30 protein-coding genes are annotated in these 26,707 nt (G+C 59.4%); 11 read left to right on the top strand and 19 right to left on the bottom strand.

Features of this window, described 5'->3' with window-relative positions; genetic code table 11:
* Positions 1–50: 50 nt before the first annotated feature.
* The gene (locus tag HKK55_RS12095) at positions 51–1,487 is read right to left on the bottom strand and encodes a hypothetical protein (protein WP_169354892.1); all 1,437 of its coding nucleotides are present in this window, start codon (positions 1,485–1,487) and stop codon (positions 51–53) included.
* A 147-nt stretch (positions 1,488–1,634) separates the two neighbouring features.
* On the opposite strand from HKK55_RS12095, the gene yfcF reads away from it, so the two are divergent.
* Entirely contained in the window at positions 1,635–2,267 is a 633-nt protein-coding gene (gene yfcF, locus HKK55_RS12090; RefSeq protein WP_169354891.1) for a glutathione transferase, read from the top strand.
* Here yfcF and HKK55_RS12085 read toward each other — a convergent pair.
* Complete coding sequence (locus HKK55_RS12085; protein WP_169354890.1) at positions 2,242–2,511, bottom strand: hypothetical protein; 270 nt, start codon at positions 2,509–2,511, stop codon at positions 2,242–2,244. The two genes, yfcF and HKK55_RS12085, sit on opposite strands and share 26 nt — an antisense overlap.
* 146 nt (positions 2,512–2,657) lie before the next feature.
* Here HKK55_RS12085 and HKK55_RS12080 point away from each other — a divergent pair, with 146 nt between their 5' ends.
* Both HKK55_RS12080 and HKK55_RS12075 read left to right on the top strand, forming a co-directional pair.
* Complete coding sequence (locus tag HKK55_RS12080) at positions 2,658–3,299, top strand: ATPase (protein ID WP_169354889.1); 642 nt, start codon at positions 2,658–2,660, stop codon at positions 3,297–3,299.
* Positions 3,300–3,330: 31 nt separating this feature from the next.
* On the top strand, positions 3,331–3,672 hold the full coding sequence (locus tag HKK55_RS12075) for a hypothetical protein (RefSeq protein ID WP_169354888.1): 342 nt from the start codon (positions 3,331–3,333) through the stop codon (positions 3,670–3,672).
* Positions 3,673–3,854: 182 nt separating this feature from the next.
* Here HKK55_RS12075 and HKK55_RS12070 read toward each other — a convergent pair whose 3' ends face one another.
* A complete protein-coding gene (locus tag HKK55_RS12070; RefSeq protein WP_169354887.1) occupies positions 3,855–4,604 on the bottom strand; it encodes a creatininase family protein in 750 nt (249 codons plus the stop codon).
* 41 nt (positions 4,605–4,645) lie between these two features.
* On the bottom strand, positions 4,646–5,344 hold the full coding sequence (locus tag HKK55_RS12065; RefSeq protein WP_169354886.1) for a murein L,D-transpeptidase catalytic domain family protein: 699 nt from the start codon (positions 5,342–5,344) through the stop codon (positions 4,646–4,648).
* A 37-nt stretch (positions 5,345–5,381) separates the two neighbouring features.
* On the opposite strand from HKK55_RS12065, the gene HKK55_RS12060 reads away from it, so the two are divergent.
* Complete coding sequence (locus HKK55_RS12060; RefSeq protein ID WP_169354885.1) at positions 5,382–6,953, top strand: murein L,D-transpeptidase; 1,572 nt, start codon at positions 5,382–5,384, stop codon at positions 6,951–6,953.
* Here HKK55_RS12060 and HKK55_RS12055 read toward each other — a convergent pair.
* The 3 genes from HKK55_RS12055 to HKK55_RS12045 are packed head-to-tail and all read right to left on the bottom strand — an operon-like array spanning position 6,905 to position 8,697.
* Positions 6,905–7,459 carry an AAA family ATPase gene (locus HKK55_RS12055; protein WP_169354884.1) on the bottom strand — a complete coding sequence of 185 codons (555 nt, stop codon included), beginning with the start codon at positions 7,457–7,459 and terminating at the stop codon, positions 6,905–6,907. The genes HKK55_RS12060 and HKK55_RS12055 overlap by 49 nt on opposite strands.
* Positions 7,460–7,486: 27 nt before the next feature.
* A complete protein-coding gene (dmeF, locus tag HKK55_RS12050; protein ID WP_169354883.1) occupies positions 7,487–8,410 on the bottom strand; it encodes a CDF family Co(II)/Ni(II) efflux transporter DmeF in 924 nt (307 codons plus the stop codon).
* Between the two features lie 11 nt (positions 8,411–8,421).
* On the bottom strand, positions 8,422–8,697 hold the full coding sequence (locus HKK55_RS12045) for a metal/formaldehyde-sensitive transcriptional repressor (RefSeq protein WP_169354882.1): 276 nt from the start codon (positions 8,695–8,697) through the stop codon (positions 8,422–8,424).
* A gap of 125 nt (positions 8,698–8,822) precedes the next feature.
* On the opposite strand from HKK55_RS12045, the gene dapF reads away from it, so the two are divergent.
* Both dapF and HKK55_RS12035 read left to right on the top strand, forming a co-directional pair.
* Positions 8,823–9,638, top strand: coding sequence for a diaminopimelate epimerase (gene dapF / locus HKK55_RS12040; RefSeq protein ID WP_155583919.1), 816 nt, complete (start codon positions 8,823–8,825; stop codon positions 9,636–9,638).
* A 40-nt stretch (positions 9,639–9,678) separates the two neighbouring features.
* Positions 9,679–10,893, top strand: a complete 1,215-nt coding sequence (locus HKK55_RS12035) for a YgcG family protein (RefSeq protein WP_169357839.1) — start codon at positions 9,679–9,681, stop codon at positions 10,891–10,893.
* Positions 10,894–10,958: 65 nt separating this feature from the next.
* On the opposite strand, the gene HKK55_RS12030 is transcribed toward HKK55_RS12035, so the two are convergent.
* Positions 10,959–11,636 carry a class I SAM-dependent methyltransferase gene (locus HKK55_RS12030; protein WP_169354881.1) on the bottom strand — a complete coding sequence of 226 codons (678 nt, stop codon included), beginning with the start codon at positions 11,634–11,636 and terminating at the stop codon, positions 10,959–10,961.
* 119 nt (positions 11,637–11,755) lie between these two features.
* Between HKK55_RS12030 and HKK55_RS12025 the strand changes: the two genes are divergently transcribed.
* On the top strand, positions 11,756–12,301 hold the full coding sequence (locus HKK55_RS12025; RefSeq protein ID WP_237151342.1) for a GNAT family N-acetyltransferase: 546 nt from the start codon (positions 11,756–11,758) through the stop codon (positions 12,299–12,301).
* Positions 12,302–12,307: 6 nt separating this feature from the next.
* On the opposite strand, the gene HKK55_RS12020 is transcribed toward HKK55_RS12025, so the two are convergent.
* The 3 genes from HKK55_RS12020 to HKK55_RS12010 all read right to left on the bottom strand — a co-directional run bounded on the left by HKK55_RS12020 (position 12,308) and on the right by HKK55_RS12010 (position 14,892).
* Entirely contained in the window at positions 12,308–12,733 is a 426-nt protein-coding gene (locus tag HKK55_RS12020) for a GNAT family N-acetyltransferase (protein ID WP_169354880.1), read from the bottom strand.
* Positions 12,734–12,765: 32 nt separating this feature from the next.
* A complete protein-coding gene (locus HKK55_RS12015; RefSeq protein ID WP_169354879.1) occupies positions 12,766–13,257 on the bottom strand; it encodes a GNAT family N-acetyltransferase in 492 nt (163 codons plus the stop codon).
* Positions 13,258–13,476: 219 nt separating this feature from the next.
* Positions 13,477–14,892: a cytosine permease gene (locus HKK55_RS12010; RefSeq protein WP_169354878.1), complete on the bottom strand. Its 1,416-nt coding sequence runs from the start codon at positions 14,890–14,892 to the stop codon at positions 13,477–13,479.
* Positions 14,893–15,142: 250 nt separating this feature from the next.
* Between HKK55_RS12010 and HKK55_RS12005 the strand changes: the two genes are divergently transcribed.
* Positions 15,143–16,054: a LysR substrate-binding domain-containing protein gene (locus HKK55_RS12005; RefSeq protein ID WP_169354877.1), complete on the top strand. Its 912-nt coding sequence runs from the start codon at positions 15,143–15,145 to the stop codon at positions 16,052–16,054.
* Between the two features lie 97 nt (positions 16,055–16,151).
* Here HKK55_RS12005 and argE read toward each other — a convergent pair whose 3' ends face one another.
* The 4 genes from argE to HKK55_RS11985 are packed head-to-tail and all read right to left on the bottom strand — an operon-like array spanning position 16,152 to position 19,751.
* Positions 16,152–17,297, bottom strand: a complete 1,146-nt coding sequence (argE, locus tag HKK55_RS12000) for an acetylornithine deacetylase (RefSeq protein ID WP_169354876.1) — start codon at positions 17,295–17,297, stop codon at positions 16,152–16,154.
* Entirely contained in the window at positions 17,294–17,971 is a 678-nt protein-coding gene (locus HKK55_RS11995) for a DUF1028 domain-containing protein (protein WP_169354875.1), read from the bottom strand. The genes argE and HKK55_RS11995 overlap by 4 nt, the downstream gene beginning before the upstream one ends.
* A gap of 14 nt (positions 17,972–17,985) precedes the next feature.
* Positions 17,986–18,396, bottom strand: coding sequence for a RidA family protein (locus HKK55_RS11990; RefSeq protein ID WP_155583912.1), 411 nt, complete (start codon positions 18,394–18,396; stop codon positions 17,986–17,988).
* Positions 18,397–18,413: 17 nt separating this feature from the next.
* Positions 18,414–19,751 carry an NAD(P)/FAD-dependent oxidoreductase gene (locus tag HKK55_RS11985; RefSeq protein WP_178128844.1) on the bottom strand — a complete coding sequence of 446 codons (1,338 nt, stop codon included), beginning with the start codon at positions 19,749–19,751 and terminating at the stop codon, positions 18,414–18,416.
* Between the two features lie 151 nt (positions 19,752–19,902).
* Here HKK55_RS11985 and HKK55_RS11980 point away from each other — a divergent pair, with 151 nt between their 5' ends.
* The gene (locus HKK55_RS11980) at positions 19,903–20,337 is read left to right on the top strand and encodes a GNAT family N-acetyltransferase (RefSeq protein WP_169354873.1); all 435 of its coding nucleotides are present in this window, start codon (positions 19,903–19,905) and stop codon (positions 20,335–20,337) included.
* 9 nt (positions 20,338–20,346) lie between these two features.
* Here HKK55_RS11980 and HKK55_RS11975 read toward each other — a convergent pair whose 3' ends face one another.
* Positions 20,347–20,841 carry an HIT family protein gene (locus HKK55_RS11975; protein WP_169354872.1) on the bottom strand — a complete coding sequence of 165 codons (495 nt, stop codon included), beginning with the start codon at positions 20,839–20,841 and terminating at the stop codon, positions 20,347–20,349.
* Positions 20,842–20,981: 140 nt separating this feature from the next.
* Here HKK55_RS11975 and HKK55_RS11970 point away from each other — a divergent pair, with 140 nt between their 5' ends.
* Complete coding sequence (locus HKK55_RS11970; protein WP_169354871.1) at positions 20,982–21,311, top strand: DHCW motif cupin fold protein; 330 nt, start codon at positions 20,982–20,984, stop codon at positions 21,309–21,311.
* Positions 21,312–21,329: 18 nt separating this feature from the next.
* On the opposite strand, the gene HKK55_RS11965 is transcribed toward HKK55_RS11970, so the two are convergent.
* On the bottom strand, positions 21,330–22,244 hold the full coding sequence (locus HKK55_RS11965) for a LysR family transcriptional regulator (protein WP_169354870.1): 915 nt from the start codon (positions 22,242–22,244) through the stop codon (positions 21,330–21,332).
* A gap of 118 nt (positions 22,245–22,362) precedes the next feature.
* Between HKK55_RS11965 and HKK55_RS11960 the strand changes: the two genes are divergently transcribed.
* Positions 22,363–23,610 carry a cation:dicarboxylate symporter family transporter gene (locus HKK55_RS11960; RefSeq protein ID WP_169354869.1) on the top strand — a complete coding sequence of 416 codons (1,248 nt, stop codon included), beginning with the start codon at positions 22,363–22,365 and terminating at the stop codon, positions 23,608–23,610.
* A 140-nt stretch (positions 23,611–23,750) separates the two neighbouring features.
* Here HKK55_RS11960 and HKK55_RS11955 read toward each other — a convergent pair whose 3' ends face one another.
* Both HKK55_RS11955 and HKK55_RS11950 read right to left on the bottom strand, forming a co-directional pair.
* Positions 23,751–25,361 carry an argininosuccinate lyase gene (locus HKK55_RS11955; protein WP_169354868.1) on the bottom strand — a complete coding sequence of 537 codons (1,611 nt, stop codon included), beginning with the start codon at positions 25,359–25,361 and terminating at the stop codon, positions 23,751–23,753.
* Positions 25,362–25,380: 19 nt separating this feature from the next.
* Positions 25,381–26,628, bottom strand: coding sequence for an OprD family porin (locus HKK55_RS11950; RefSeq protein ID WP_169354867.1), 1,248 nt, complete (start codon positions 26,626–26,628; stop codon positions 25,381–25,383).
* Positions 26,629–26,707 lie beyond the last annotated feature (79 nt).

Raw genomic sequence — 26,707 nt, 5'->3', positions numbered from 1 at the left:
CAAGCCAGCTCCCACAGGGTTTCACTGAGCTTGTTAGATCTTCACAACAATCAGGCTTCAGACTCCACCAACGCTTCCCTGGCACCCACCGGGCGAAAACGTCGTCCGCCCCTTAGGTCGACAGCCCAGCGCAGGGCTTCGGTCGCTGATGGCCGTTCACCGTTGGTGATCGCCGAATCATCGAACGTCAATCCGTCGAGGTAGCCGCGTTTACCGTCACGCTCGCTCCAATAGTGGGTGTGGCTGAGCCAGGACTTGGCCAGAAACCCTTTCCATTTGCTCACGCTCACCGGCAAGTCGAGCACGCCTGCGCCCATTACCGGCATGACCGGCCCGCCGACAATGTCGCCAAACAGGCCGAAGGGGGCGGGGAAGTAGAGGTTGGTCCAGCGGGTGACGGCGAAGGCCGCTGCATGATGCAGGTGCAGTGGCGTAAAGGGCCTCTGCCCCAGTATCACGGGGGATTGCGCGTTGTAGCCGTAGCCTTTTTCGTCGAGTGTGGGCGGGCAGGCCGGCGCTTCGCACCGTGCGATGCGTTGCTTGAAGTCACTCACGCTGCGGCCCAGCAACAGGCTGGCGTGGGCCATCGGGCTGCCGATGGTGACGAGGTCGGTGATGCGCCAGGGGTTGCCGAGGGCGCGCTGCTCCAGGAAGGCTTCGCTCTGCTGCTCACGAAACTTCAGGATGTTCTGCAGGCGTCCGTCGAGGTTTCTTCCGGCCTTTGGCAACGTGTCTTGAACCACCGGTTGCAGCTTTTCATGGTTGGCATAACGCTCGACGAGTGCCTGGTTCGCCGGGGTTACGTTGCTCAACTGGTCATAATGTTCGTACCACAGGTAACCGACGATATCGTAGGCAATCACACTGCCCAGGCTGTGGCCCACGACGATGATCCGATCGTAGCCTTGCTGGTGTAACCCGCGTAGCAGTTCAACGCCATCGGCACGGATCTGTTCACGGATCACCACGTTCTGCGGGTTGGAACTCAGGTAGCGGGCGGCATCGCCGAGGTAGGACAGCGCGGAAAACTTCAGTGCGATACCGATTCCGGCGAGCAGCAACGGGATCAGTGCGAACGGGTTGGCGTCGTGGGTAAACCGGCCGTAAATCGTCGCGAGTGTACCGCTGGCCACCAGCAGCACGAATACCAGCAACGTCCAACGGGTAGCGCGCCAGATCGGTACGATTGCCTGGGGAATATCCCGACGCGGACGCTTGAACAGGTCCCACAGCCAGCTGAGTAGATGACCGACCTTGGTCCCCTGCATCTTGTGCGCCCAGTAGTACTCGTAGAAGTCGGTGGTACTGCGGCCCCGGGATTTCAGTACCCGCAGGTCAAAATTGCGTGACAATCGGTCGGGCTTGCTCCAGTAGGTGGGCGTTCCCTCGGGCGTCTCCGTCGGTACCATCGCCTCCACAAAGCCGCGCAGGGTGTCCATTGGGCGCTGCTCGCCGATGCCGTGGATGACGACAACTGCTTGTTTCATGATTTGTTCGTTCCTTGAATAAATCGAGTTGCCATAGTATTGCCATTACTCAATGCATTCCAGTCAGGAATGCCCCCATAAGAATCCTGCATTTTATTTGTGCTGGCGGATCTCGTAGGCTGGGTTTTCACCTCTGGAGATCGCGCCGTGAATAACCGCCCGTTACGTCTGTACGTAGATGCTCAGTTCACCAGCCCTTACGCGATGTCGGTCTTTGTGGCCCTGCGCGAGAAGGGTCTTGAGTTTGAAGTGCTCACGCTGGATCTGGATGCCAGCGAAAACAACGCGCAAGGCTTTGCCAATCTGTCCCTGACCCAACGGGTGCCCACGCTGGTAGACGGCGATTTTGCGTTGTCGGAGTCCTCGGCGATCACCGAGTACCTTGAGGAAGTGTTCCCGCAGACACCGCTGTACCCAGCAGAGCCACGTCAGCGGGCTAGGGCGCGGCAAGTGCAGGCCTGGTTACGCAGCGACTTGCTGTCGATTCGCCAGGAGCGTTCCACCCTGGTGGTGTTTTACGGCGTCAAGTCAGCGCCTTTGTCACCCGCGGCCCAGGTGGCGGCAGGCAAGTTGCTCAGTGCCGCGCAAGCGTTGCTGGCGGACAACCGTGAGTACCTGTTTGGCCAGTGGTCGATTGCTGATGTCGACCTGGCTGTGATGCTCAATCGGCTGATTCTCAACGGTGACCGTGTGCCCGCCGAGTTGGTGAACTACGCCAAGCGCCAATGGCAGCGACCATCGGTGCAAGAATGGGTCAATCAGCAGCGGCCGGCGTTGTAGTCAACCAGGCCTGCACAACCCGGCGATCGAGATCTTCCCAATCTGCCATGCCAAGCACCCGGGTTGTGTTCAATCCGCGCAAATAGCCTCGCAATTGCTGGGCGCTGGCGTATGCACGGTCGCCGTCTGCTGCCGGTTCTTGCAGGACGTTTTCATAGTCGACCAGGTAGTCGGCAACCCGCTCGCGAAACTCCGGTAATACGGCTTCGCGGATTCGGTCGAAGGTTTTCTGGTGGGGCTTCATGGCAGGATCCTTATAAGTTTTTGTTGGGCCGTTAGTGCGACACTATTGGTTCAGATAATAGTCACCATCAAGAAATGCAAGTTCTGTTTTTTCGGGAAACACGGAAAAATGCTTTCACCGAAGAGGCTACTCAAGGAACTTGCGCGATGAGGACGTTCACCCAACTGGTTTTGATGGCCCTGATGCTGGGCAGTGGGCTCGCGGCGCCGGTCTATGCCGATGAGGCTCAAAGCTGCCATCTGTTGCCCATCGCTGGCAGTACGAGCTCCCTGCAACACGCGCAATCAGTGGGAGTGCTCTACAGCGAAAACACCCTTGATAACCTGCATTACCTTGAACGCTATCACGCCATGGCCGAGAATGGCGCCCAGAACGCGCTGGATGGGCGGATTCGCCAGGCATTCGTCAACAGTTCCGACCCAGAACTGGCAATCGACTGGTTGATGAGTTCACTGCAGAGTACGTTCCTGTCGGTGACTGTCTACGACAACCTCGATGCCCTGGTGCAGGCTCACCCCGATGTGGTGGTGATGCTGGACACCCATAACCAGCTGTTGACCCCGCGTAATAGCCAGGTCCAGGCACGTTTTGTCGCCACGTTCTATGACGCGAATTTGCAATACATCGCCAAGGCAGAGGGCTCGGTGGAGCAGCAGATGCCTTCGGTCTGGGTACATAACAAAGCTGCACCCGAGATCGCTGCGCAAATCGAGCGTCAGCGTGACGTGCAACTGACCGCGTTGAAGCAGTTCGATGCCTCGCTCAAGTCGCTGGTGGCGGCGGGTTGAAGTGCCCCTTTTTTTATTTTCAGGAATTTATATGCGTCTCTTATTTGTGCCAGTTATGGCCATTGGTTCTTTATTGCTGGTCGGTTGTGCCTCGGCTCCTAATGCTCCAACACTGACCCTGGAGACGAATAAAACCCCCGACGCCTACATTCAATGCGTTGTGCCCAAGTTGCAGAAAAACTCCCTGACGCCGACGGTGTCGCAGTCCTCGCGCCATGTCAGGGTTGTGGTGACCAGCAAGATTGCTGCCGACAATGTGTTGGAGGCCTATAAGGTTTCCACCGGCGGTAAGGTATTTTTGTATGAGCGCAAGCCGCTGGCGTCGACGTTCAAGCCATCGCGGTTTGAACAGGTGGCAAAGGAATGCCTGTAGGCGGGTGGAGAGTGACTTGTGGCGAGGGGGCTTGCCCCCGTTGGGCTGCGTAGCAGCCCTAAAGCCTGCCACCTCGGTCTATCTGAAAAAAACTCAGCGATCTTATTGGGGCTGCTTCGCAGCCCAACGGGGGCAAGCCCCCTCGCGACAGGGATAGTGTTCGCCCTTAGTTTTTAGTCCTGTCAGTCCGGCTTGGGCTCTCGGCTGAAGGCATCGACTGCCTGCACCAGACCTTTGGCCGCCAGCGCTACCAACTCACCGCCTTTTTCCGGTGTCGCCAGGGCCGGGTCCGAGCCCATGCGACCGTCCGGGAAGCGTGCGCGGAAGTCCTTGGCTTCGCGGATCGGACCGGTGTTGGCGATTTGCGGCGAGTAGTGCGCCGACTTGATCGCGTCCGGATAGGCCCATTGCGTGACGGCGATCTCTGAGGGTGTGGCATGGCTGCCATGGCCGACTGGGAATTGCCGGTGCGCCAGTTCGCCAACACCTTCCAGGTCCCACCAGTTAAACAACTTCAGCGCGAACCCGGCTGGGCGGCGAGCAAAGCTGGCTTCGGCGTAGAGCTCCGAGAAGGCGGCTTCAATCGAGGCGATGTTGCCGCCATGGCCATTGAGAAACAGGATTTTCTCGAAGCCATGACCGGCCAGCGAGCGCACCCAATCACCAATCGCGGCAATAAAGGTCGATGGGCGCAGGGAAATAGTCCCTGGAAAGCCGAGATGGTGCTGGGCCATGCCAATATTGAAGGTCGGGCCGATCAGGATGTCGGCGTTTTTCTGCGCCTCATGGGCGATGATTTCCGGGCACATCCAATCGGTGCCCAGCAAGCCCGTGGGGCCGTGCTGCTCATTGGAACCGATGGGAATCACTACGGTGCGGCTGCGCTGCAGGAACTGCTCGATCTCGATCCACGTTGACTGGTGTAAAAGCATGTGAGGTTCTCTCTTGTCAGGCTCGGCTGACCGATACTACCTCAACCGGCACTGGCCATCTGCCGTGGTTTGCAGTTGAGGTAAGCCGACGACTTCAGCCAGCGCTGGTCGGGGTACCAGGAGAACATGAACTGGCCATCCTTGAGTTTGTCCACCACCTGGCGCGCTACCTGTGGCCGCACGGCGGGGCAGCCCTGGCTGCGGCCGATCCGGCCTTCGCGCTTGCTCCATAACGGGCTTACATAATCGGCGGCGTGAATCACAATCGCCCGGTCCCGGGCACGGTCATTGAAGCCCGGCTCCAGGCCGTCCATGCGCAGCGAATAGCCGTGGGCGCCTTCATAACTTTCCTGGGTGCGGAACAATCCCAGGCTGGATTGATAGCTGCCCTCACGGTTGGAGAACTGGGTGGCGAAGTTTTCCCCGGATTTTTGCCCGTGGGCCACCAGGTCCCGCAGAACCAACTTCTGCTTGCGCAGGTCGAAGATCCACAAGCGACGAGCGGTCGAGGGCAGTGAGTAGTCGATCACAGCCAGGCGCTCGGAGCGTTCAATACCATTGCCGACGGCGCACTGCATGGCGCTCAGGGCTCTTTTCAGAACATCGGGATTGAGTTCTGGAGCCGTACGGGCCAGGCTGCTATACAAGGTAGGAGGGTTGTTGTTGCCGGCGAGCGCGGGAGTACACAGCGCGAGCAGGGTGGTGGCGATCAAGCCGAGTCGGCAGCAAAAAGTCAGCATGTACAGAGCATCTCCCCGGTGGATTGGAGTAAAGCAATTGTTCAAAAAACACGCATGTTACTTGAGCATTTGCTTGCTCGTTGCACCATTGGTCGCGACGGCCGAGGAGTCGATCGTCGAGCTGCCATCCCCAGTACAGTTGGCTCTTGCACAATTGTCGAGCGTTTGCCCCGGGTTGGCAGGAAAGGTGGATGCCCCGGGCGAGCGTCGATTGCAGCTTTTTTACCAGCAGCAGGGCAACGTTGAGCTCTGGTCGGACAGCGCCCGCCGCTCGGCTTTGCATACCCAATTACAGCTATTGGCCGACGACGGCCTGGACCCTGCTCACTACCCGTTACCGGTGGACGCGGCCACCGGCAACGTGCTCTGCACTGATATCGGCACCAGCCAGCAGTACCTGCAAGCCTTGCAGGACCTGCATTACGGTCGCTTGCAACAAGCCAGTTTCGAGCCCCTTTGGCACTCCCAGCCGCCGACGCGGGACCCGGAGGCCGAGGTGCTGGCGATAGCCGGTGTGGGGCTCCAGGACATGTCCAAGGGATTCGACCAGGCCCGCCCGAGTGCCGAACTGTATCGCAGCCTGCGCAAGGCCTATGCCGCCCAACGCCAGCAACCGCTAGCCCATTGGGGCGCTATCGCCGAGGGTCCCTTGTTGCGTCCGGGCATGAATGATGCCCGCGTTTCCGAGTTGGCGAAGCGGTTGTTCAGTGGGGGCTATCTAAGCAGTATTCCCACCGGCCTTTCAGGGAAATACACGGGGAGCCTGGTCAGTGCCGTCAAACAGTTCCAACAAAGCCACTCACTGCAGGCCGATGGCGTCATCGGGCCGGGAACGGTCACCGAGCTGAACGTCAGCCCGGCGGTACGCCGCGAACAATTGCGCATCAACCTCGAGCGCTTTCGTTGGCTGGCCCAGGACCTGGAGCCCGAAGGCGTGCTGGTCAATGTGGCGGCTGCCCAACTGAGTTTTTACCAAGGTGGAGTGCCTGTATGGCAGACCCGCCTGCAAGTGGGGCGCGCCGAACGGCAGACACCGTTATTGAAGTCCCGGATCACGCGGCTGACATTGAACCCCACCTGGACCATTCCGCCGACCATCCTGCGCGAGGACAAACTACCGGCCATCCGCTTGAACCCTGAATACCTGCGTCAGCAGAACCTGCAAGTACTGGACAGCGCAGGTAACCCGCTGTCCCCTGATAAGGTCGACTGGTCTCGCCCCGGCAATATTCTTCTGCGCCAGGGTGCTGGCCCGCGAAACCCGTTGGGCAGGATCGTGCTGCGCTTTCCCAACCCGTACTCGGTCTACCTGCATGACACCCCCAGCCAGCCGCTGTTCTCCAAGGGGCCACGGGCGTTCAGTTCAGGCTGTGTGAGGGTAGAGGAACCGCTGCATCTGCGGGACCTGTTGGTCAGCCCGGCTGAGCGCACCCGTACGGACGAGTTGATTGCCACTGGCTTGACTCACGAGTTCAGGCTCACCGCGCCGGTACCGGTGTTGCTGGGGTATTGGACGGTGCAGGTGGATAGCCAAGGCGCGCTGCTGTATGCGCCGGATATTTATGGACGCGATCCGGCGTTGTTCAAGGCGATGGGAAGTGTGCTTTGAGGCGCATCGGCTAAACATTTCCGGGTAATCATCGCCACGGCTTCAGTCGCAGACACGTGCGCCGTGTCGATGATAAACGGAGCCTGCGTCCACGGCTCATAGTCGTGACTTATCACCGATTGCCAACTGGGTGGCGTCAGGCCCGCAATGTCACCCTTGCGGGTTTCTACGCGTCGCTGATGTTCCTGTTGATCGGAACAAACCACCTCGATATTGACCAGCGACACGCCTGTACGCTTAGCCACTTCGCGCCAGTCGGTACGGCTTTCACTCACCGGGTTGACGCAGTCGACGATGACCCGGTGCCCCAACCCAAGATTGCTCAGCGCCAGTGCATTGGCGACCTTGTAGCCGCTGGTTCCCACGTCCTGCATGAGAACTCCGGCATCCCGGATAGCCTGCTCAATACTGTCGATACGCAAGTAAACGGCACTGATTTGTCTGGCCAATGCTGAAGCAATGGTTGTCTTTCCGGTGCCGGGAAGGCCGCTGAAAACAATGAGCATCGTGGGTCCTTCGGTCAGTGAGCCAGGCTAGAAACTACGATATTCCACGGTCAAATGGGTCACTTCATGCACCGGCGCCAGCCGCTCGCGAATGGTGTCGGCGGTGATGCTGGCGTCGCCCAGCACACTCACAATGGCTGCCCGAGCCTGCGGCCCCACGTGCCATACGTGCAGATCGGTAATTTTTACATCACCTGAAGCCTCGAGAATCTCACGGATTTCCTCGGCGACGTGGTCATCCGTACGGTCCAGCAGTACACCCGAGGTATCGCGTATCAAGGTCCAGGCCCAGCGAGCAATCACCAGTGCACCGACAATCCCCATCGCCGGATCCAGCCAGACCCAACCCAGATAACGCCCGGCCAGCAGGGCGGCGATTGCCAGGATGGAGGTCAGGGCGTCGGCAAGCACGTGGACATAGGCCGAACGCAGGTTGTTATCGTGCCCGTGGTGGCTATGGCCATGATCGTGACCATGGTCATGTGGAGGGTGATCATGGCTGCCGGAGAGCAGTAGGGCGCTGACGATGTTCACCAGCAAGCCTGCGATTGCAATCAGCGTCGCGGTGCCGAAGTCGACCTGGGTCGGCTCGAACAAGCGCACCAGCGATTCAATGCCGATGCCAATCGCCACCAACCCCAGCACCAACGCCGAAGCAAATCCGCCCAAATCACCGACTTTCCCGGTACCAAAGCTGTAGCGGGGGCTTGACGCATGGCGCCTGGCATAAGCGTAAGCCGCCGCCGCGATACCCAATGCGCCGGCATGGGTTGCCATATGAAACCCGTCTGCCAGCAGCGCCATGGAACCGGTGAGGTAACCGGCGGCGATTTCTCCCACCATCATGACTACCGTCAGCGCAACAACCCATAAGGTGCGCTTGGCGTTTTCATCATGGGAGGCGCCCAGGAACACGTGATCGTGGAGGTGACTGGTGTGCGAAGTGTTCATGTCACGGCGTCCTATTTGGAGTAGCGGCGGATGGCTTCGAGCAATTCCTCTACACCTTTGGCCCGTTCTTCATGGCTTAACTCGGGGTTGGCGACATGCTCGCGGGCATGATCCTCAATGATCTGATCCATTAACCCGTTGATCGCGCCCCGTGTAGCGGCCACCAGATGCAGGGTCTTGCCGCAGTCGTCGTCAGACTCCAGGGCACGTTCTACTGCCTGGATTTGCCCGGCGATCCGTTTGACGCGTTTGAGCAGATCGTCCTTACCCGATTTAATGTGCGACATACCATACCCCCCCACCCTATATTGAAATAGATGGTTACAGGTTGAGATCCATTGTGCAAGGGTGACGGAGTACCCGATGTCTCAGTATCCTTGAGCAAGAGTAATCGGCGGGGACAGGACAAAGCATGACCTTGAACTTCGTAAAAATGCATGCCCATGGCGATGATTTCGTTGTAATCGACCTGCGCGGCCAAAGCGATCCAATCACCGCTCAAGTCGCCCGCCGCCTGGGGGATCGACATCGTGGTATCGGCTTCAATCAGCTTGCACTGGTGCTGGACTGCGAGGATGCGGCGGCGCGCATACGGTTCTGGAATCCCGATGGTTCTGTGCTCGACACCTGTGGCAGCGCCACCCGTGGCGTTGCCGACATGTTGATGCGCGAAGCCGGTACATCCTCCATTGTGCTCAGGACCCAGCGGGGCTTGCTGACGTGCGCGCGAGCGTCGGGCCAACAGGTCTCGGTCGACATGGGCCAACCCTTGCTCGACTGGCAAGCGATTCCGCTTGCGCAGGCAATGGACACCTATCATTTACCGCTGCCCGGGAGCCCCGCCGCGTGCAGCATGGGCAATCCGCATTGCACGTTTTTCGTCGAGGATCTGGCATCCATCGATGTCGCAGGCATGGGGCCGAAGATCGAGACCGATCCGCTGTTTCCCAGCAAAACCAACGTGCATTTTGTCCAGATTATCGACCGCAACCGTATCCGGCTTCGCATCTGGGAGCGGGGTGGTGGCATTCCGCAAGGGTCGGGGTCGTGCTGTTGTGGCGCGGTGGTCAATGGGATCCGGCGTGGACTGTTGGATGATACCGTCGAGGTGGCATGTGATGGGGGCACAGTGACCGTGCAATGGGACGGGGTCGGTGGAGTGGTGCTGATCGGTTCTGTCGAAGTCACATTGCGGGGCGCGGTCGCGGATCATCTTCTTGGAAGGTAGAGGCGGCGTTTTCAGGATGAATCGTTCGGGTAAACAAGAGATGGTGATATTTCTGCGGCAATGCGCGCTGTGCGTGCTGGTGGCCTTCCTCGCAAGCTGGGGCTTGATGGCCCAAGCCGATAGCGTGCCGTCAGGCCTGGACAAGGTCGTATTGGACCAGCGGGTGATCGACCTCACAAACACCCTCGACTCGACTACCAAGGCCCAGTTGATCGCGCAACTGGCGGCCCTTGAACAGCGCAAGGGCTCGCAGATCGCTGTATTGCTGGTGCCCGGGACCGACGGGGCCAGTATCGAAGAGTTCGCCAATCATTGGTTCCGCACCTGGAAGCTGGGGCGCAAGGGTATCGACGACGGCATTCTGTTACTGGTGGTCAAGGACGAACGGAAGGTGCGCATCGAGGTTGGCTATGGCCTGGAGGGTGCAGTCACCGACCTGCTGGCGAACCGTATCATCGAGGAGCACATCAAACCGGCGTTTCGTCAGGATGACTACGCAGGTGGCGTGCAACGAGGGGTGAATGACCTGGTCCTGCTGGTGGACGGCGAAACCCTTCCCCAAGACGCCCCATGGTCCTGGACCCCGGAGGCTTACACGCTGTTCCTGGCCCTGATCCTCGGCGCTGTCGGCGGCGTGCTGGTCAGCGCTCGCAAGCTGCATTGGCGGGGAGCGCTGGCCACCCTCGCGGTCGTGACGACGACGTTGACGCTGGTGGCTGTCATCGGCGGCAGGGAGTGGGCGATTTACCCGCTGGCGGTGCCGTTCCTCATGCTGATGAGCGGTGCGCTGTTCGGTGCCTTGTGGCTGGCAAGAACGGTGTTTTACATGGTGCTGGGCCTGCTGTCGTACTCCACAGGTCTGTTGTTGACCAATCACTACGTGAGGGAGTTGTCCTTTATCTATTGGCTGGTGCTGCCGCTGGCGGGACTGGTGGTGCTGGGCCTGTATCTGCTCCTGTTTGTCTTGATGAAGACTGCCTGGAGCCAGAGCCGCGTGGCGTTTTTTATCCAGTTGGCGGTTGTCGCCGCGGTATACGCGGTGGCGGGTTTTGTGCTCGACGAAGGGCTTAACGGCTGGCTGCTGGCCTTCCCTATGAGTTCCTGTGCGGCACTGGTTATTTTCGGGAATGTCGCAGGCGGTTCAGACTCCGGGGGCAGTGGCAGTTCGGGGTCGAGTTCAAGCTCCAGCTCCGACGGCGGGTTTTCCGGAGGTGGTGGCTCCAGTGGTGGTGGCGGGGCTTCGGGGAGTTGGTGAGACGGGCTTGCCCAATGCCAGGCAGCGACGCTACCTGGCAGGCTTTTAACAGCGTTGAACGTTGATTAAGCCGGCTTGTAAGCGACCCATCCTTTGAAACTGAACCCCGCATAAAACAGTTCGACACCTTCGAATCCTGCGGCCTTCAACAGCTCTTCATCTGCTTCTGGAGCCAGCACCGGTAATTGGGCACTGATCGCCGCAATCGCACGCTCCGCGTCTGAAGCGGGTACGCCGGAGTCCACCGCATAGGCCGCATAACGTTTCAGCCAGCGAGCTTTTTCGTTGGGCGACTGGGGAAAACTGTGATGGGCGACAACCAGTGGTGCACCGGGCAACAGGCGGCGCCAGATTTCCTTGAGTGTGCGTAGCCGCTCTTCGGCCGGGACGAAGTGCAAGGTCAGTAGGCAGGTGGCGCCATCAAATGGGCCGCCGGGCGCGGTGTCGATGTAGCCTTCATGCAACTCAACCCGCTCTGCCAGCGGGCCCAATGTCGCTTGGGCAAGTTTGAGCATCTCAGCAGACGGATCAACACCGACGAATCGCCACCCGGGCTCGTTGTCGGCAAACCGCTTCAACTCCAGGCCACCGCCTGCGCCAAGCACCAGCACGTTGCCCGCAGGCGGGACGCTTTCGCGAAGCAGCAGCGTTGTCATCCGCTGCAGGGAATCAAAGCCTGGGACCAATCTCACGGGGCCTTCGGCGTAACGAGCGACAGCGTCGGGGTCTGAAAACCAAGTCATGATGGGGCCTGCTCGTGATGGAAACGGTTAACCCTACTTCGGCGTAGCAACACTGGCAATCGGTGTGCAGCACACTGTGATAAAACGATGCACTCCTTAACCTTGAAACAGGTTCCTGAATGATCCCTGCTCATGTTCCCGAGATCCTGATTCGTGATGCAGTACCTGATGATGCGTTGTGCCTTGGCGTGCTGGGCATGCAGGTATTTCTCGACACCTACGCCACGCAAGGTATTCGCGGCTCAATCGCTGCCGAGGCGCTGCAAGCCTTTTCCCCCGAGGCGCTCTCCAGGCTGATCGCCCAGCCGGGTATATCCATTATCGTTGTCGAATCGAATGACCATCTCGTGGGCTTCGCGCAGGTTGCCCTGGCTGCCCCCCACGAACTGATCTCGGCGCCCGAGGTGGCCGAGCTGCAGCGGCTCTACATACAGGAGCGATTCACCGGTCTGGGTATCGGCTACAGCTTGCTGCAAGCAGCCAAAAGGCAAGCCTGCGCGGGTGGAGCCTCGTTGCTATGGGCGACGGTGTGGGTGGGCAACGAGCGGGCATTGGCGTTTTACCCTCGGCGGGGTTATGAGCTTGCGGGGTCGCCTTCCTATAACTTCCAGAATGAAACCCATGAGAACCGGCTCTTCACCAAGCGGTTGGACACCCATGACTGAAAGGTCTCAGAGCGTTTTGCTCATGAACACACGATGAGTACCTTGCGGATCACAGGGTACTTCTCCAAACCGTACCCATCCATTCTTCTCGTAAAATCCGGGAGCCTGGAAGCTGATGGTGTACAGCACGGCTGAGCGGCAACCACGCGTACGCGCTTCATCCTCGAACGCCCGCAGCAGTTGGGTCCCCATTCCTGAACCACGCAGTGCATCCGGCAGATGGAACAGGTCGAGAAAGGCCATGCCCAACGTGGTTCTTCCGGTGATCCCTCCGAGGATCTCCCGGGTGTGGGGATCCTTGACCAGCACGTTCAACGGACGTCGATCATTAAACCCGGCGATTTGTTCGTTAAAGGCCGCCAGACCGCTGCCGATGACATGCTCGGCCTCTGCATCGGTTTTGTCGCCGATTTCGATCAGGTGCTGTTTCATCTCATTCCTTTTATTTTAAGGCTCGGCCCACCTTAGATATCCATGACCATCTCATGCCAGGCCATACCGCCATGGTCAGAGGCGGACGGCTGAACGTAGCGATAACCCATCCGCTGGTACAGCTCGACGTGCTGGTCTTTGCACATCAGGTGAATGGTCTGCTTGCCCATGCCTTTCATGCGCAGGATAAACGCCTCCATCAGTTGTTTTGCGTAGCCTTTGCCCTGGTGAGCCGGGTCCACCACTACCGACATGATCACCACATTGGGCGCGTCGGCCGAATGGCCCACCAGTTCCTTGAACGATTCATCGGACATGGCCACTTCATGGGCACAGCCGCTGTTGATGAAACCGACTACCTCACCATCCACTTCCAGAATCAGAAAGCCTTCAGGATAGAGGTCAATGCGGGTGGCGATCTTTTCCAGGGTGGCGGCTTCGTCACCTTCGTAGGCGCCAATTTCTATGTGGTAACAGCGGGTGGCGTCTTCGGAAACGGCGTTGCGAAAGTGCAGGGTGGGCATTGAGGTGACCGGATTTGAAGGATCGAGGACACGATCCTAGCGGGTTTTGCGCAATTGAAAAGAGGCTTGCCCGAATGCCGTCCAGTTAAGGAATGGAGATCCAATGTGGGAGCTGTCGAGCCCCGGCGAGGCTGCGATGCAGGCGCTGCGGTCTGACAGAAACACCGAGGTGATCCTATCGCAGCCTCGCTGGGGCTCAACAGCTCCCACAAAATGCATTCAAGCACTACCCACCAACTTACTCCCCGCCATCCGGCGCTTATACGCACTGTCCCGATTCGCCAACCAGAAATACAGTGGCGAAGTCACCACCAGCCCCACCACCCAGGACAGGTCCGCCCCGTTGATATGTGCCGAGATCGGCCCTACATACAGCGGTGTGTTCATGAACGGAATCTGCACCGCAATCCCCACCGCATACGCCAGCAGCGCCTGCGGGTTGTAGCGCCCGTAGATCCCGCCATCGACCCGGAAGATCGAGCCAATATCGTATTTGCCCTTGTGGATGGCATAGAAGTCGATCAGGTTGATCGCCGTCCACGGCACCAGCACCACCAACAACACCAGCACCATGTCCACGAAGTGTCCGATAAAGTCCTTCGAGGCAAACACCGCTGCAATCGAGCAGGCCGCCAACACGACGACTGAGATCACCGCACGCGCTTTGGCCGTCGGGATCCAGCGATAAGCAAAGGTCTGCACCAGGGTGATCAACGACAGCACTGCACCGTAAAGGTTAAGGGCGTTGTGGCTGATGACGCTGAGCAAAAACAGCAACAGCATCAACGGTCCTATGGAGCCAGTCGCCAGTTTGACCGCTTCCATGGTGTCCATGCCGACTGGGGTCGCCAAGACCGCCACGGCGCCGAAGATGAACGACAGGCTGGAGCCGAGGACGGTGCCCAGGTAAGTGGTCCAGAAGGTCGATGCGACGGGTACGTCAGCCGGCAGATAGCGGGAGTAGTCCGAAACGTAGGGCGCAAAGGCGATCTGCCACAGCGCGGCCAGGGACACGGTGGCCAGCCAGCCTGAAATGTTGAAGCTGCCACGGGTGAGGAAGTCGCTGGTCTGCACGTGGGTGAAGATGTAGCCGAAGCCCAGCACGATGCCGGCACCCAGCACCCAGGTACCGATGCGGTTGAGCACATGGATAAAGCGGTAGCCGATGATGCCGATAATCCCCGAGCCGATGGCGCCGATGACGATGCCGACCGGAACCGGGACGCTGTCGACCACGCCGTGCAGGGATTTACCCGCAAGGACAATGTTGGAGGCGAAGAAGCCGATGTACATCACGCCGGCGATCACCACCACCAGCAGGGCGCCGAGGGAGCCGAACTGGGCGCGGCTCTGGATCATTTGTGGGATGCCCATCTGCGGGCCCTGGGCCGAGTGCAGCGCCATCAGCACGCCGCCCACCAGGTGGCCGACGAGGATCGCGACGATGCCCCAGACCAGGTTCAGGTGGAACAGTTGCACACCCAGGGCGCCAGTGACGATGGGCAGCGGCGCGATGTTGCCGCCGAACCAGAGGGTGAACAGATCTCTTACCTTTCCGTGGCGATCTTCCGGGGGCACATAGCCAATCGTATGTTTTTCGATGAGCGGTGCGGAGGATGTTGCAGTGGTGACCATGACGAACTCCAAGGCAAGGTGAGTACGTGGACGTACTTCGCTGTGCGCCGCATGTGCGACGTTTTTGTTGTTGGAGTGATCATGTGCAATGGTCACAGGCAGGTAAATTAGTAAGTTTGTTGCTTCAGACCTTAAAAAAAATATCTCGCGGTGTTTTTTGCTCCGGTATGTTGCATGGCAATGAAACCACCAAAAAAGCCGCTTTTCTTGCACTTGTTTGGGGCGAAATCCCACGTTTTCAGAGGTGCCCATGGCTGCCTACAACCTGCGCCAACTCAAATATTTTGTAACCACCGCCGAGTGCGGCAGCGTGGCCGAGGCCTCGCGCAAGCTGTACATCGCACAACCGTCGGTGTCGACGGCGATCAAGCACCTGGAAGAAAGTTTTGGCGTGCAGCTGTTTATCCGCCATCACGCCCAGGGCGTGTCGCTGACGCCCAGCGGCGCGCGGTTCTATCGCAAGGCGCTGGAGCTGTTGCGGGTGGCCCACGAGTTTGAGCAGAACGCCCTGGCGGACAATGATGTGGTGGCGGGGCAGATCGATATCGGCTGTTTTGAGACGGTAGCGCCGCTGTATTTGCCACGCTTGATTGCTGGGTTCAAGGAGCGCTGGCCGGGGGTGGAAATCCGCATGCGTGACGGCGAGCAGCAGGAGCTGGTCCAGGCGCTGACGGCCGGCAGCATCGATGTGGCGATGTTGTTTGAGCATGACTTGGGCAGCACCATCGAGACGGTACCGCTGATGCCGCCACAACAGCCGTACGCCTTGTTGCCGGCGGATCATCGCTTCGCCCGGCAGGCCAAGGTGTCATTGGCGGACTTGGTGCTGGAACCGATGATTTTGTTGGACGTGTTGCCTAGCCGGACCTACTTCGTGAGTATTTTCGAGGAGCGCGGGCTGACGCCGCACATCGTGTTCAGTTCGCCGTCCATCGAGATGGTGCGGGGCATGGTGGGGCGCGGGTTTGGTTTTTCGATTCTGGTGACCAAGCCGTTTTCGGAATACACCTATGACGGGCAGAAGGTCGTGTGTGTGCCGCTGACGGAAACAGTGACCGGGTCGGGGCTGTCGGCGGTGTGGTTGCGGCGGGCGCCGTTGACCAAGCCGGTGCAGTTGTTTGTGGATTACTGCCGGGAGGAGTTGGCTCGGTTATTAGCGTAGCAATGGCGCGCTATCGAGCAAATCCGCGGGCTAAATGTGGGAGCAGGCAAGCCAGCTCCCACATTTAATCTTCAGCGTTCGGGAAATAGTGTCTGGCTTAGATGAGGATTGAGAGCAACATCCGCCCCAGCATCTCATCACACCCCTCCAACTGCGCCACACTGACAAACTCATCCGGCTTATGCCCCTGGTCCATGCTGCCAGGCCCGCACACCACGGTCGGAATGCCCACCGCATCAAACAGCCCACCTTCGGTGCCAAACGCCACGGTGCCAAACTCCCGCGAACCGGAAAACGCCGCAATCAGCTCCGCCGCCTGACTACGCTCATCCGTGACCAACCCCGGATACGCCGACAGCTCGCTGAAGCGAATCGCACTCTGTTCACTGACGGCCCGCATACGCGGCAAAACCTGCTGCTCGGCGTAGGCCTTCAGTTCTTTAGCCACCACCGCCGGATCCTGCGAGGGCAGGGCGCGTACTTCAAAGTCGAAACGGCAATCGGCAGGGACGATATTCAACGCCTTGCCCCCGGAAATCACCCCGGTTTGCACGGTCGTGAAGGGCGGATCGAACCGCGCATCCTGATGCCCCTTGAGGCGCTGGCCAATCCGCCCCAGCTCGCCGATCAGTTCGGCGGCGTACTCGATAGCATTCACCCCAGACGGCGCATAGGCCGAATGGCACGCGTCGCCATGCACATCACAGCGCATCGCCAGCTTGCCCTTGTGACCCAATACCGGCTTCAACTCGGTGGGCTCGCCAATGATGCACAGCATCGGCTTGACCGGCCGTTGTTCCAGCACCTTGAGCAGCGAGCGGACCCCCAGGCAGCCCACTTCCTCGTCATAGGACAGTGCAATATGCACCGGCATCCGCAACGATGCATTGACCAGCGACGGCACCAAGGCCAGCACGCAGGCGATGTAGCCCTTCATGTCCGCCGTGCCCCGGCCATACAACTTGCCGTCGCGCTCGGTCAGCTCGAACGGCGGGACCGTCCACGGCTGGCCATCCACCGGCACCACATCGGTATGCCCCGAGAGCACGATGCCCGGTCGATCCGCCGGGCCGAGGGTGGCGAACAGATTGGCCTTGCTGCGCTCATCGTTGTAGACCAACTCACTGGCGACACCGAAGCCTGCGAGGTAGTCGCGGACAAACTCGATCAACTGCAGGTTGGATTCGCGGCTGGTGGTATCAAACCCCACCAGCGTCTTGAGCACATCACGGCTGGTGCTCATCGATCGTCTCCGGCCACGCCGTAGCCTGGGGATTTGTCCGGAGCCAGTGCACGGTCGATGTAGTCCTGGACTTGCGGGCGATAGGCGTCCCACAGCGTTTGCAGTTCGCCAATCGGATTCTGGTCGGCCCAATCCACCCGCAGGTTGACGATCGGCCAAGTCAATTCACCGACCACCACCATGGCGGCCGAATGCACGGGCCCGGCTTCGCCACCGCCGGCGATGGCGGCGTGCATGGCGGCCAACAGGCGGTCAGCCAGTTGACCTTCGCCATTTTCAAAGGCTGCAACCATGGCCTCAATCACCGAACGGTCCGCCAGCATGTTGCCGGCGGCGACGCACTGTTCACCTGATACGGCGTTGTGGGTTCCCAGGGTTTCGCTGCCGCTGAAATGCACGGTGCGCCCGAGATGATCAATCGCCGTCAACTGTCTGTACTGGCTGTAGCCGTTGCGGGTCAGCACCTTCTCCACCGCGTCATCTGGTGACAACCCTGACTCAAGCTGTTCGAGCACTTCCGGGCCAAGGGCCGGCAGGGTGATGTTCTGGGTCGCGACGGCGCCTACACCGGGCCGCAGCCACGGACAACGGGCGCCCACGGCGATACTCGATGAGCTGATGGCGATACCGAGCTGGCCGGTTTCAGCGCAACGGGCGACGATTGAAAAGGTCATGTCCTGCCTCCTGTTTACTCGGGGATGACGGCAATCACATCAATTTCCATCAGCCACTGCGGCTGGCCCAAGGCCGATACCACCAGGCCGGTGGAAATCGGGAACACACCCTTGAGCCACTTGCCGACTTCCTGGTACACCGGCTCGCGGTAGCGTGGGTCGATCAGGTAAGTGGTGGTCTTGACGATGTGGCTGAGGTCGCTGCCGGCTTCTTCCAGCAGTTGCTTGACGTTGCGCATGGCCTGCTCGGCCTGGGCACGCGGGTCGCCAAGGCCGATCAGGTTGCCGTCGAAGTCTGTGCCGACCTGGCCGCGGACGTAGACGGTGTTACCGGCACGAACGGCCTGGCACAGGTCGTTGTCCAGGGTCTGGTTGGGGTAGGTTTCCTTGGTGTTGAACATGCGAATACGGGTGTGGGTAGGCATCTTGAATTCCTTGAGTATCAGGCGCTGACAGGGGAGTGAGTGGTTTCGCGACGCTGCGATGCATCCCGGTAATCGAGGTATTTACGCTGGGTGGCGATATGGTCAGCCACGTGCTTGGCGTCATGCCAGACGCCCCAGATAAACGACGAACCGCGACGGGACTGCCAGGGCAAACCCAGGAAATAAATCCCCTGCTCGCTGGACACGCCGCGCTGGTGCTGAGGCTTGCCGCTGGCGTCGAAGGCGTCGACTTTCAGCCAGCTGTAATCCACCGCAAAGCCGGTGGCCCAGATAATCGAGGTGACGCCGGCTTTGGCCAGGTCCAGTTCAAGGATCGGCTGGGTGACGCATTCAGGGTCCGGAAACACGCGCCGGGCTTCAGGTTCCAGCGGCAGTTCGAGGCCATTGCGCTCGATATAGGCGTCTGCCGAATCCAGCAGTGCGAGGTAGTTCTCGTCACCGCGGGTCAGGTTTTCTACCAGGTTCGGCTGGAAAGTCGCCACGCTGCCATCGAAGGATTGGGTCAACCCCACCAGCGTCATGCCGCGATGAGCCAGCTCGCGAAAATCAATGGTCTTGCCGCCATGCGCACCGCTGACCGCAATGGTCACGTGTTCTCGGCCCGGCTTCATCGCCGCCTGGTCCCACTCGCCCAGCACCCCCAGCCACCAGCAGAAATCGCGGTTGCGGTAGGCTCGGGGAGGGCGGTCATGGGCACCCACCGACAGATAGACCTGCTTGCCGGCCCGTTGCAATTCATCGGCGATCTGCACCCCCGAAGACCCGGCACCTACTACCAGTACGGCGCCCTCGGGCAACTGCGCAGGGTTGCGGTAGTCGGCAGAGTGGATTTGCGTGAAGGGCACATTCTGCGGCGCAATCGCCGGGATCACCGGCTTCTGGAAAGGTCCGGTGGCTGCGACCACGCGGTTGGCTTCGATCACGCCTTCAGAGGTGTGCACGGTGAAGCCAGGACGACCGGTATTGCGCTCCACCGACTTCACGTCAACGCCGGTGCGGATCGGCGCGTTGAACTTGCGGGCGTAGGCTTCAAAGTAGTCCGCCACACGCTCTTTCGCGGCAAACCCATCCGGGCTGACATCATCAAATTCAAGGCCGGGAAAGCGGTCATGCCAGGCCGGCCCGTTGGCCACCAGCGAATCCCAGCGCCCGGTGCGCCAGCGCTCGGCAATACGGCTGCGCTCCAGCACCAGATGCGGCACCCCCTGCTTGCTCAGATGCTCGCTCATGGCCACGCCGGCTTGGCCGGCGCCTACCACAAGGGTGTCTATTTTTAGGGTCTCAACAGTCATGTCTCTATCCTTCTGAACAGCGATTGGATTCAGGTCGGGCATGACTTCAAGGCTAGGGGGCGGGCGGTTATTAATAAAATATTATTAAGCTGTGAATTGAGCATAAATAACTGATGCAGAGCCGCCAGGCACTGACGTGATCCCCTGTAGGATCGCGTTAGTATGGAAAACCCACACCACCAGGCTCAATCCAATGCTCAACATCCGCGTCATGACCATGGACGACTACACCGCCGTCATCGACCTTATGCGCAACACCCCTGGTATTTCCCTGCGTGATGCCGACTCCCGCGAGTCGACCTCCCGGTATCTGGAGCGCAACCCTGGTATGAGTTTTGTCGTTGAAGCGGATGGCGTGCTCTGCGCTTGCGTGATGTGCGGGCATGACGGACGTCGTGGGTATTTGCAGCATTTGCTGGTGTTGCCCGAGTATCGGCGCCAGGGCATCGCCAATACGCTGGTAGAACGCTGTCTTTCAGCGCTTGAACAGCAAGGCATCCAGAAGTGTCACCTTGATGTGTTCAAGACCAACGAAAGCGCAGCGCGCTATTGGCAGGGTCGGGGCTGGCAATTGAGGACGGATATCGATCGGTATTCGTTTACCCGACGGGGTAACGAGAATGCTTGAGGCTTAGGACTAAACGACTTCGTTTCTGAACGCCTCCCTCAAGCGCCCAATCGTCTCGCACACCGACGGTCCCTGCGTTGCCGGTGGCGTGAAGCTCTCACCGAATTCGCGCCAGATAAACAGCGTCAGCTCGGCTCCGTCCGTCAGGGGCTGTGGTGAGGTGGCTGCGGCAAAATTCTCCAGCACCCGGTAGCGCTCATCCTGCCAAAACAGGTCCTCCACCCAGCCGTACACCGGGATGAAATGAAAGTGCAGGGGGAAGCCTGGCATGTGCCCGAACCGGCTGATGTACAGCCACTTGGGCGCCAACTGCACCTCCATGACCCGCTGGGTCTTGGCGAGCAACCCGCCCAGTTCCGCAAGCGCCGGCTCCGGCAAATCAGCCAGTGAGCTGATAGGCGTCTTGGCACCCAGCATCAGGTAGCCCGGCAATGCGGACGCCAGGTGATGGTTGAGGATCCAGTGTTCGGTCTCGTGGAGGATGTAGGCGGGGTCGATTTGCATCAAAGGACATCCAGGCGCAGTGGAGCAACAGGATAACAAGAGCGCGGGGCTGTATCCCACAAAAGCCAACCATCTGTGTCTATCGCAAGTCTCAGGCAGCCAGTACGGTCCTCTGCAGTTCTTTGATTACCGAGGCAATTATGGATCTTGTTGCAATCCCGTTTGGTACCACTGACTGGTCAACTGTGGAGTCGACTCTCCATCCCGGAGAAACGGGCCATGCTTATTGGCGAGCCTGCCAGTTCGGTTCGGTGCGGGTGCGAATGGTTGAATACAGCCCCGGCTACCTGGCCGATCACTGGTGCTGGAGAGGCCATGTCCTGCTATGCCTGGAGGGCGAGTTGCACACTGAACTGGAGGACGGTCGTCGATTCACCCTCACCGCTGGGATGAGTTATCAGGTGGGCAATGGTATGGAGGGGCATCGGTCATCGACTGACACGGGAGCGAGGTTGTTTGTGGTGGATTGACCCAAAAGCCCGTAGGCATTACCCCTTCCGATAAACCCCAGCCAACTCCCGCGCCAGCTCAATAAAATTCTGCAACGGCGCCGACGGGTTGAACGTGCGCCGTACCAAGGTGATTGGCGCCAACAACCGTGGTCGCGCATCTCGAATTCGGCAATACACAACACTGTCCCGGTGCACATCGCGCATGGAGGCGGGCACCACCGAGATACCTTCTCCCGCAGCCACCAGGCTGACGTTGGTCAGCATCCGTTCCACTTCAAAGGCAATCTTCGGTTCAAAGCCGGCGTTCTGGCAGGCCTTGATCAGGTTGGCGTACATGCCCGGCGCGCCGGGGCGGCGTACAAGGATGAAGCGTTCGTCCTTGAGGGTGCTCAGGCTGATTGAGGGTTCTTGCCCTTTGAGCAGCGGATGGCCGACGGGTAGGGTGAGGAGCATTTCTTCGTTGAGCAGACGGTGGAAACTGAGGCTTTGATGGTCGCTGACCGGGGCGCGGAGGATGCCGATGTCGATGCGTTTTTCCAGGGTTTCTTCGGTGATTTCCCGGGCGCTGCCTTCCTTGACCGAGAGCTCCACGCCCGGATAGTGCTCGCGATAAGCGCGGATGATGCGCGGGATCAGCGGGTGGGCGGCGGCGGAGCTGGTAAAGCCGATGACCAGGGTGCCTTCGATGCCGTGGGCGGCGCGGGAGGCCTTGAGGGAACCGTGCTCGACCCGGGCCAGGATGATCCGCGCTTCATCGAGGAACACCAGCCCGCCAGCGGTAAGGTCGACCCCTTTGGGGTGGCGCTTGAACAGCTCAAACCCCAGCTCTTGTTCCAGAGCGCGAATCTGTTGGCTGAGGGGCGGTTGTTGCATGTTCAAGCGGGCGGCGGCGCGGGTGAAATGTCGCTCTTCAGCCACCATGATGAAATAGCGTAAATGGCGAAGTTCCATGGTGGTATATCCCGTGGCAAGACTTTATTATTTGTGGCCTGGGTGCGCCTTGGTGACCAATATGCCGAAAGTGCTGGGTCACGACAATAACAATAAATAAAAAGACTGAGGAACACCGATGTCAACCCGATCTGCCAGGAATACGAGCATGCCAATCCTGGTTGCCATTGCTCTTGGGATAATGTTGGGGTTGGTCTGCCCAGATGTAGCGATTGATATGAAGCTGCTCAGCGACGGCTTTATAAAGTTGGTCGGTTTGTTGATGCCCTTTCTGTTATTTGTATTGGTCACTACCGGTGTTTCCGGTATTCAGCGTGAACAAAAACACAGCCGCGTAGTGGGCCGGATAGTGCTGTATTTCCAGCTGATGTCGCTGTGTGCGCTGATGATGGGATTGATGGCCGGCTCAGTCTTCGGTCTTGATCAGACCGAAGTGGCGTCCCTGGGTTTTGGCCAGCGAGTGTCAACACACACCTCGGGAGCGCTCGTGCATGAGCTTTCGTTGATGCCGATCTTGTCCAGCGTTTACGGGGTGTTTGTCCACAGTCTGGTGCTGCAGGTGATGGTCGCGGCTGCGTTTTGCGGGTTGTTGCTCGGTCGTGGGGTAAAAGGCAGCAACCGCTGCCTGGCCTGGCTGGAGTCGTCTTTGGCGATGCTCTTTCGGCTGCTGCACATTATCTTGAAGTTCGCCCCGTTGGCGGCATTTGGGGCCATGGCTTTTGTTATCGGTAAATATGGCATGAGCTCGGTTTTGCCGTTGCTGAAGTTCATTGTGGTTATTTATCTGGCCTGTGCATTATTTGTTGTTGTGGTGTTTGCGGGGATCGCACGGGCGGCGGGAGTTCGATTGTCCAGGTTGATCGTTTATTTGAAGGAAGAGTTGTTGTTGGTGGCGTTTACGGGCTCATCGGTCGCAGCACTTCCGGGGTTTGTCGGTAAACTTGAGGCGCTGGGGTGTGATCGTCAGTTAGTACGCCTGGTACTGACAACCGGTTATAGCTTCAATTTAACCGGCAGCCATATTTATCTGACCACTGCCGTCATGTTTCTGGCCCATTTGGCCGGCGTGAGTATCACCGCGCCGGAACTGCTGGTCGTGTTGCTGATTTGCCTGTTTACCTCGTTGGGGTCCACCAGCGTGGCGGGCTCGGCGTTGTTTACCTTGATTGCCACCTTGAACATTCTGCAGTGGATCCCGCTGGAGGGGGTGGGGTTGTTGTTGGGGGTGGAGCGGCTGATGAAGTGCCGCTCGCTGACCAATGTGTTGGGTAATTGCGTGGCTTGCCTGGCGATTTGCAGTTGGCAGAAGGCCCTGGATCGTGATGCATTGAGGCGGGAGCTGGCGCTGGACCTTGCTGGATCTTGAGTCTGACACAGGGCAAATGTGGGAGTTGTCGAGCCCCAGCGAGGCTACGATAGCGGTGGGTCAGCCAACACCAATGTTTGCAGTACTGACCCCATCGCAGCCTCGCCGGGGCTCGACAACTCCCACCTTTTGATCGGGTTTCAGTCTTTGCTATTTGCCAATTTTTCGAAAGCCTTGTCCAGATTACCTTCCGCGCTCTTGAGCTTGTCACGGCGCCCCGTCAGCCACTTTTGATCAGCTTCGAGGGATTTGTGCGCCTCGACCAGCATCCGCTTGACCTCTTCCGGCTGTGGTCCACCCGTGCCTTTGCGAGTCTTGACCATGTTGGTCGGCGACAGTGCTGAACGCAAACCGGCCTCATCCAATGGCAAGGTGTTGGGTGTCCACTTGTACTTGTCCGCTGCCTGGCGATACAGCTTCTGTGCATCGGCATATGGGAAGGTTTTCGGGGTGGTGCCATTGCTGCGGGCTTCGGTGACGATCAGCGAAGCAAAGCTATGACCAATCCGGAACGGCACCTTGAACTGGCGCTCCAGGGTGTCGGCCAGCTCCATCGAGGTGGTCCACTCCGACTCCAGCTCCTCCAGCGCCCGCTGCGGGTTGATTTGCAGGGCGTCGAGCACCGCGTCCATGCTCGTGAACATCTCGCCCGTGGATTGGAACAGTCCCAATGAATCAAAGGCGAACTTGTAGTCGGTCATGCCGGTGGTGACGTTATGGGCGCGCAAGGTCACGGTCTGCGCCAGCCCGACCACATCCGAGGCCGACTCGCGAGTGCGCATCAACAGCCCCGGGTTGCGCTTTTGCGGCATGGCGCTGCTGGTGTAGGTGGACTCTTCATCCAGCAACAACCAAGGGCGGATCTGGTGGTATTGGGTATGGATATCGCCAATCATCGCGCCAATGCGAATCGCCGAGGAGGCCGCCAGGTTCGCCGCTTCAATCGGGATGTCATAGGTGGACACCTGGCTGGAATCCAGGGAGTTTTCCCGCACGCCATCAAAGCCCAGCAACTCGGCCAGGCGCTCACGGTTGAGCGGATATGCGGAGTTCGCCAGTACGGCCGTACCCATCGGGCTCAGGTTCAAACGCGTGTACAACTCGCGAATGCGCTGGCCGTCCCGATCAAAAGCCGCCTCGTACGCCAGCAGGTAGTGGGCGTAGCTGATGGGCATGGCCTGCACGCCGTTGGTATACGCCGGCACCAGCGTGTCGACGTTCTTCTCGGCGATGGCCAGGATACGCTGGCGTGTAGCGTTCAACGCATCGCTGTAGGCCAGCACCTGGGCGCGCAGTTTGGCCAGGCGAAAGGTCGCGAGCATGTCCTGCCGACTGCGGCCGGAGTGGATCAGCGAGGCCTCGGGACCGATTTTGTCGGTCATGATTTTTTCCAGTTGCAGCACATCACTGGGGCGTTTGCCCCCCGACTGGTCGGCCTGGTCGATGGCGTAGCGCACGCCGCCGGCGATCTTCTGGCCCATGTCCGGCTTGACGATGCCTTCTTCAGTGAGCATCACGATCGAGGCTTTGTTGATGCGGTTGAGCCAGGCGAACTGGGTTTGTGTCGGGTCGCCCTTGGCTTTGCGCGGGGACTGCGAGGTGTCCACTGACGCACCGACTTTCGCCGCCTGAGCCGCGCATTGTTCGGTGGTGTTGCAAGGCAACTCGCCGGTGTCGGCGGCATAGGCGCCGTAAGTACTGAACAGGGCGAACGCCACTGCCAGGTGAACCAGGCTTTTCTTGGTATTCATGGGCAATGCTCCGGAAAAATTAAAGCAGGGGCAGGGTGTAGCTGACGATGAAGCGGTTCTGGTCGATGTCGCTACCGGAGCCGTTGCTGCGGTAGGTGCCATTGCGCCATTTCACCTCGAGGTTCTTCAGCGCGCCGCTCTGGAACACGTAGCCAATGTCTGTGTTGCGCTCCCATTCGGTGCCTTCCACGCCTCGGCTGCGCTCGAAGTTGTTGCCCTTGAGATAGCGGGTCATGAAGGTCAGACCGGGCAGACCAATGGCGGCGAAGTCGTAGTCGTAGCGGGCTTGCCAGGATTTTTCTTCGGGGTTGGCAAAGTCCGGCGAGATCATCACGTAGTTGACGAGGTAGGAATCGGTTCCGTCCAGATGCGGGAAACCCGTGGTGCCTTTCATGCGCTGGTAGGCCGCACCGAACGAGTGGCCCTGGATGCTGTAGGTGAAGCGTGCGCCAAAGGCTTGGTTGTCGACGTTGGTGTTGCCGTCCTTACTGGAGTCGGCATAACGCAGGTCGGTCTTGAACGACTGGGCGTTGCCCAAGGGCAGGGTGTGCACCAGGTTGAAGATGTGTTGTTTGTAGTTGTTTTCCAGGTTGGCGTAGTGGTACCCGGTGGCCAGGTTCTGGGTCCATTTGTAGTTGGCGCTGGCGAAGTCGAATTGGTCGCTGGGCACGGCGCCCTTGATGCCTTTGGCGGTCACCTCGATGTCGTCGTGGCCACTGACATTGCGCAGGGTATTGCTGGTCAGGCGCCCGGCGTCGAGGGTCAGGTCGGTAATGTCCTGGCTGGTCAGTTGGGTGCCACGAAAGGTTTGGGGCAGCAGGCGTCCGTCATTGGGCAAAACGGTGGGCAGCCTGGGGATCAAAGTCCCGACTTTCAGCACACTCTTGGAGATCCGGGCCTTGGCCGTGGCGCCCATGCGGCTGTAGCTGTCGGGCGCCTTGTCGCTGCCGACGGGCAACAAACCGGTATTTTGTCGGTCGGGGCCCGAATCCAGCTTGAGGCCCAGCAAGCCGATGGCATCCACACCAAATCCCACAAGGCCTTCGGTAAACCCCGATTGATAGTTGAGAATCAGCCCTTGAGCCCACTCATCGCGCTTGGATTGGCTGGCGCCGTCTTGACGGTAATCGCTGTTGAAGTAGAAGTTGCGAAATTCCAGATCGGCTTTGCTGTCTTCAAAAAAGTCAGCTTCGGCGAAGGAGGGAAAGGCGAGGGTCAAACCGAGGGTGGCCGAAGTCAGGCCCAGGGCAAAGGGGGACTTATTCATTGTTATTCCCGTTGTCTGCTGCTTATTTTTAGAATTGTGTGGCCGGACGGCGACAGGGAGACGCATCCGGCCTGAGCAG

The organism is Pseudomonas sp. ADAK18 (genome assembly GCF_012935695.1).
GTDB lineage: Bacteria > Pseudomonadota > Gammaproteobacteria > Pseudomonadales > Pseudomonadaceae > Aquipseudomonas.
This window is presented reverse-complemented; position numbering and strand designations above follow the sequence as displayed.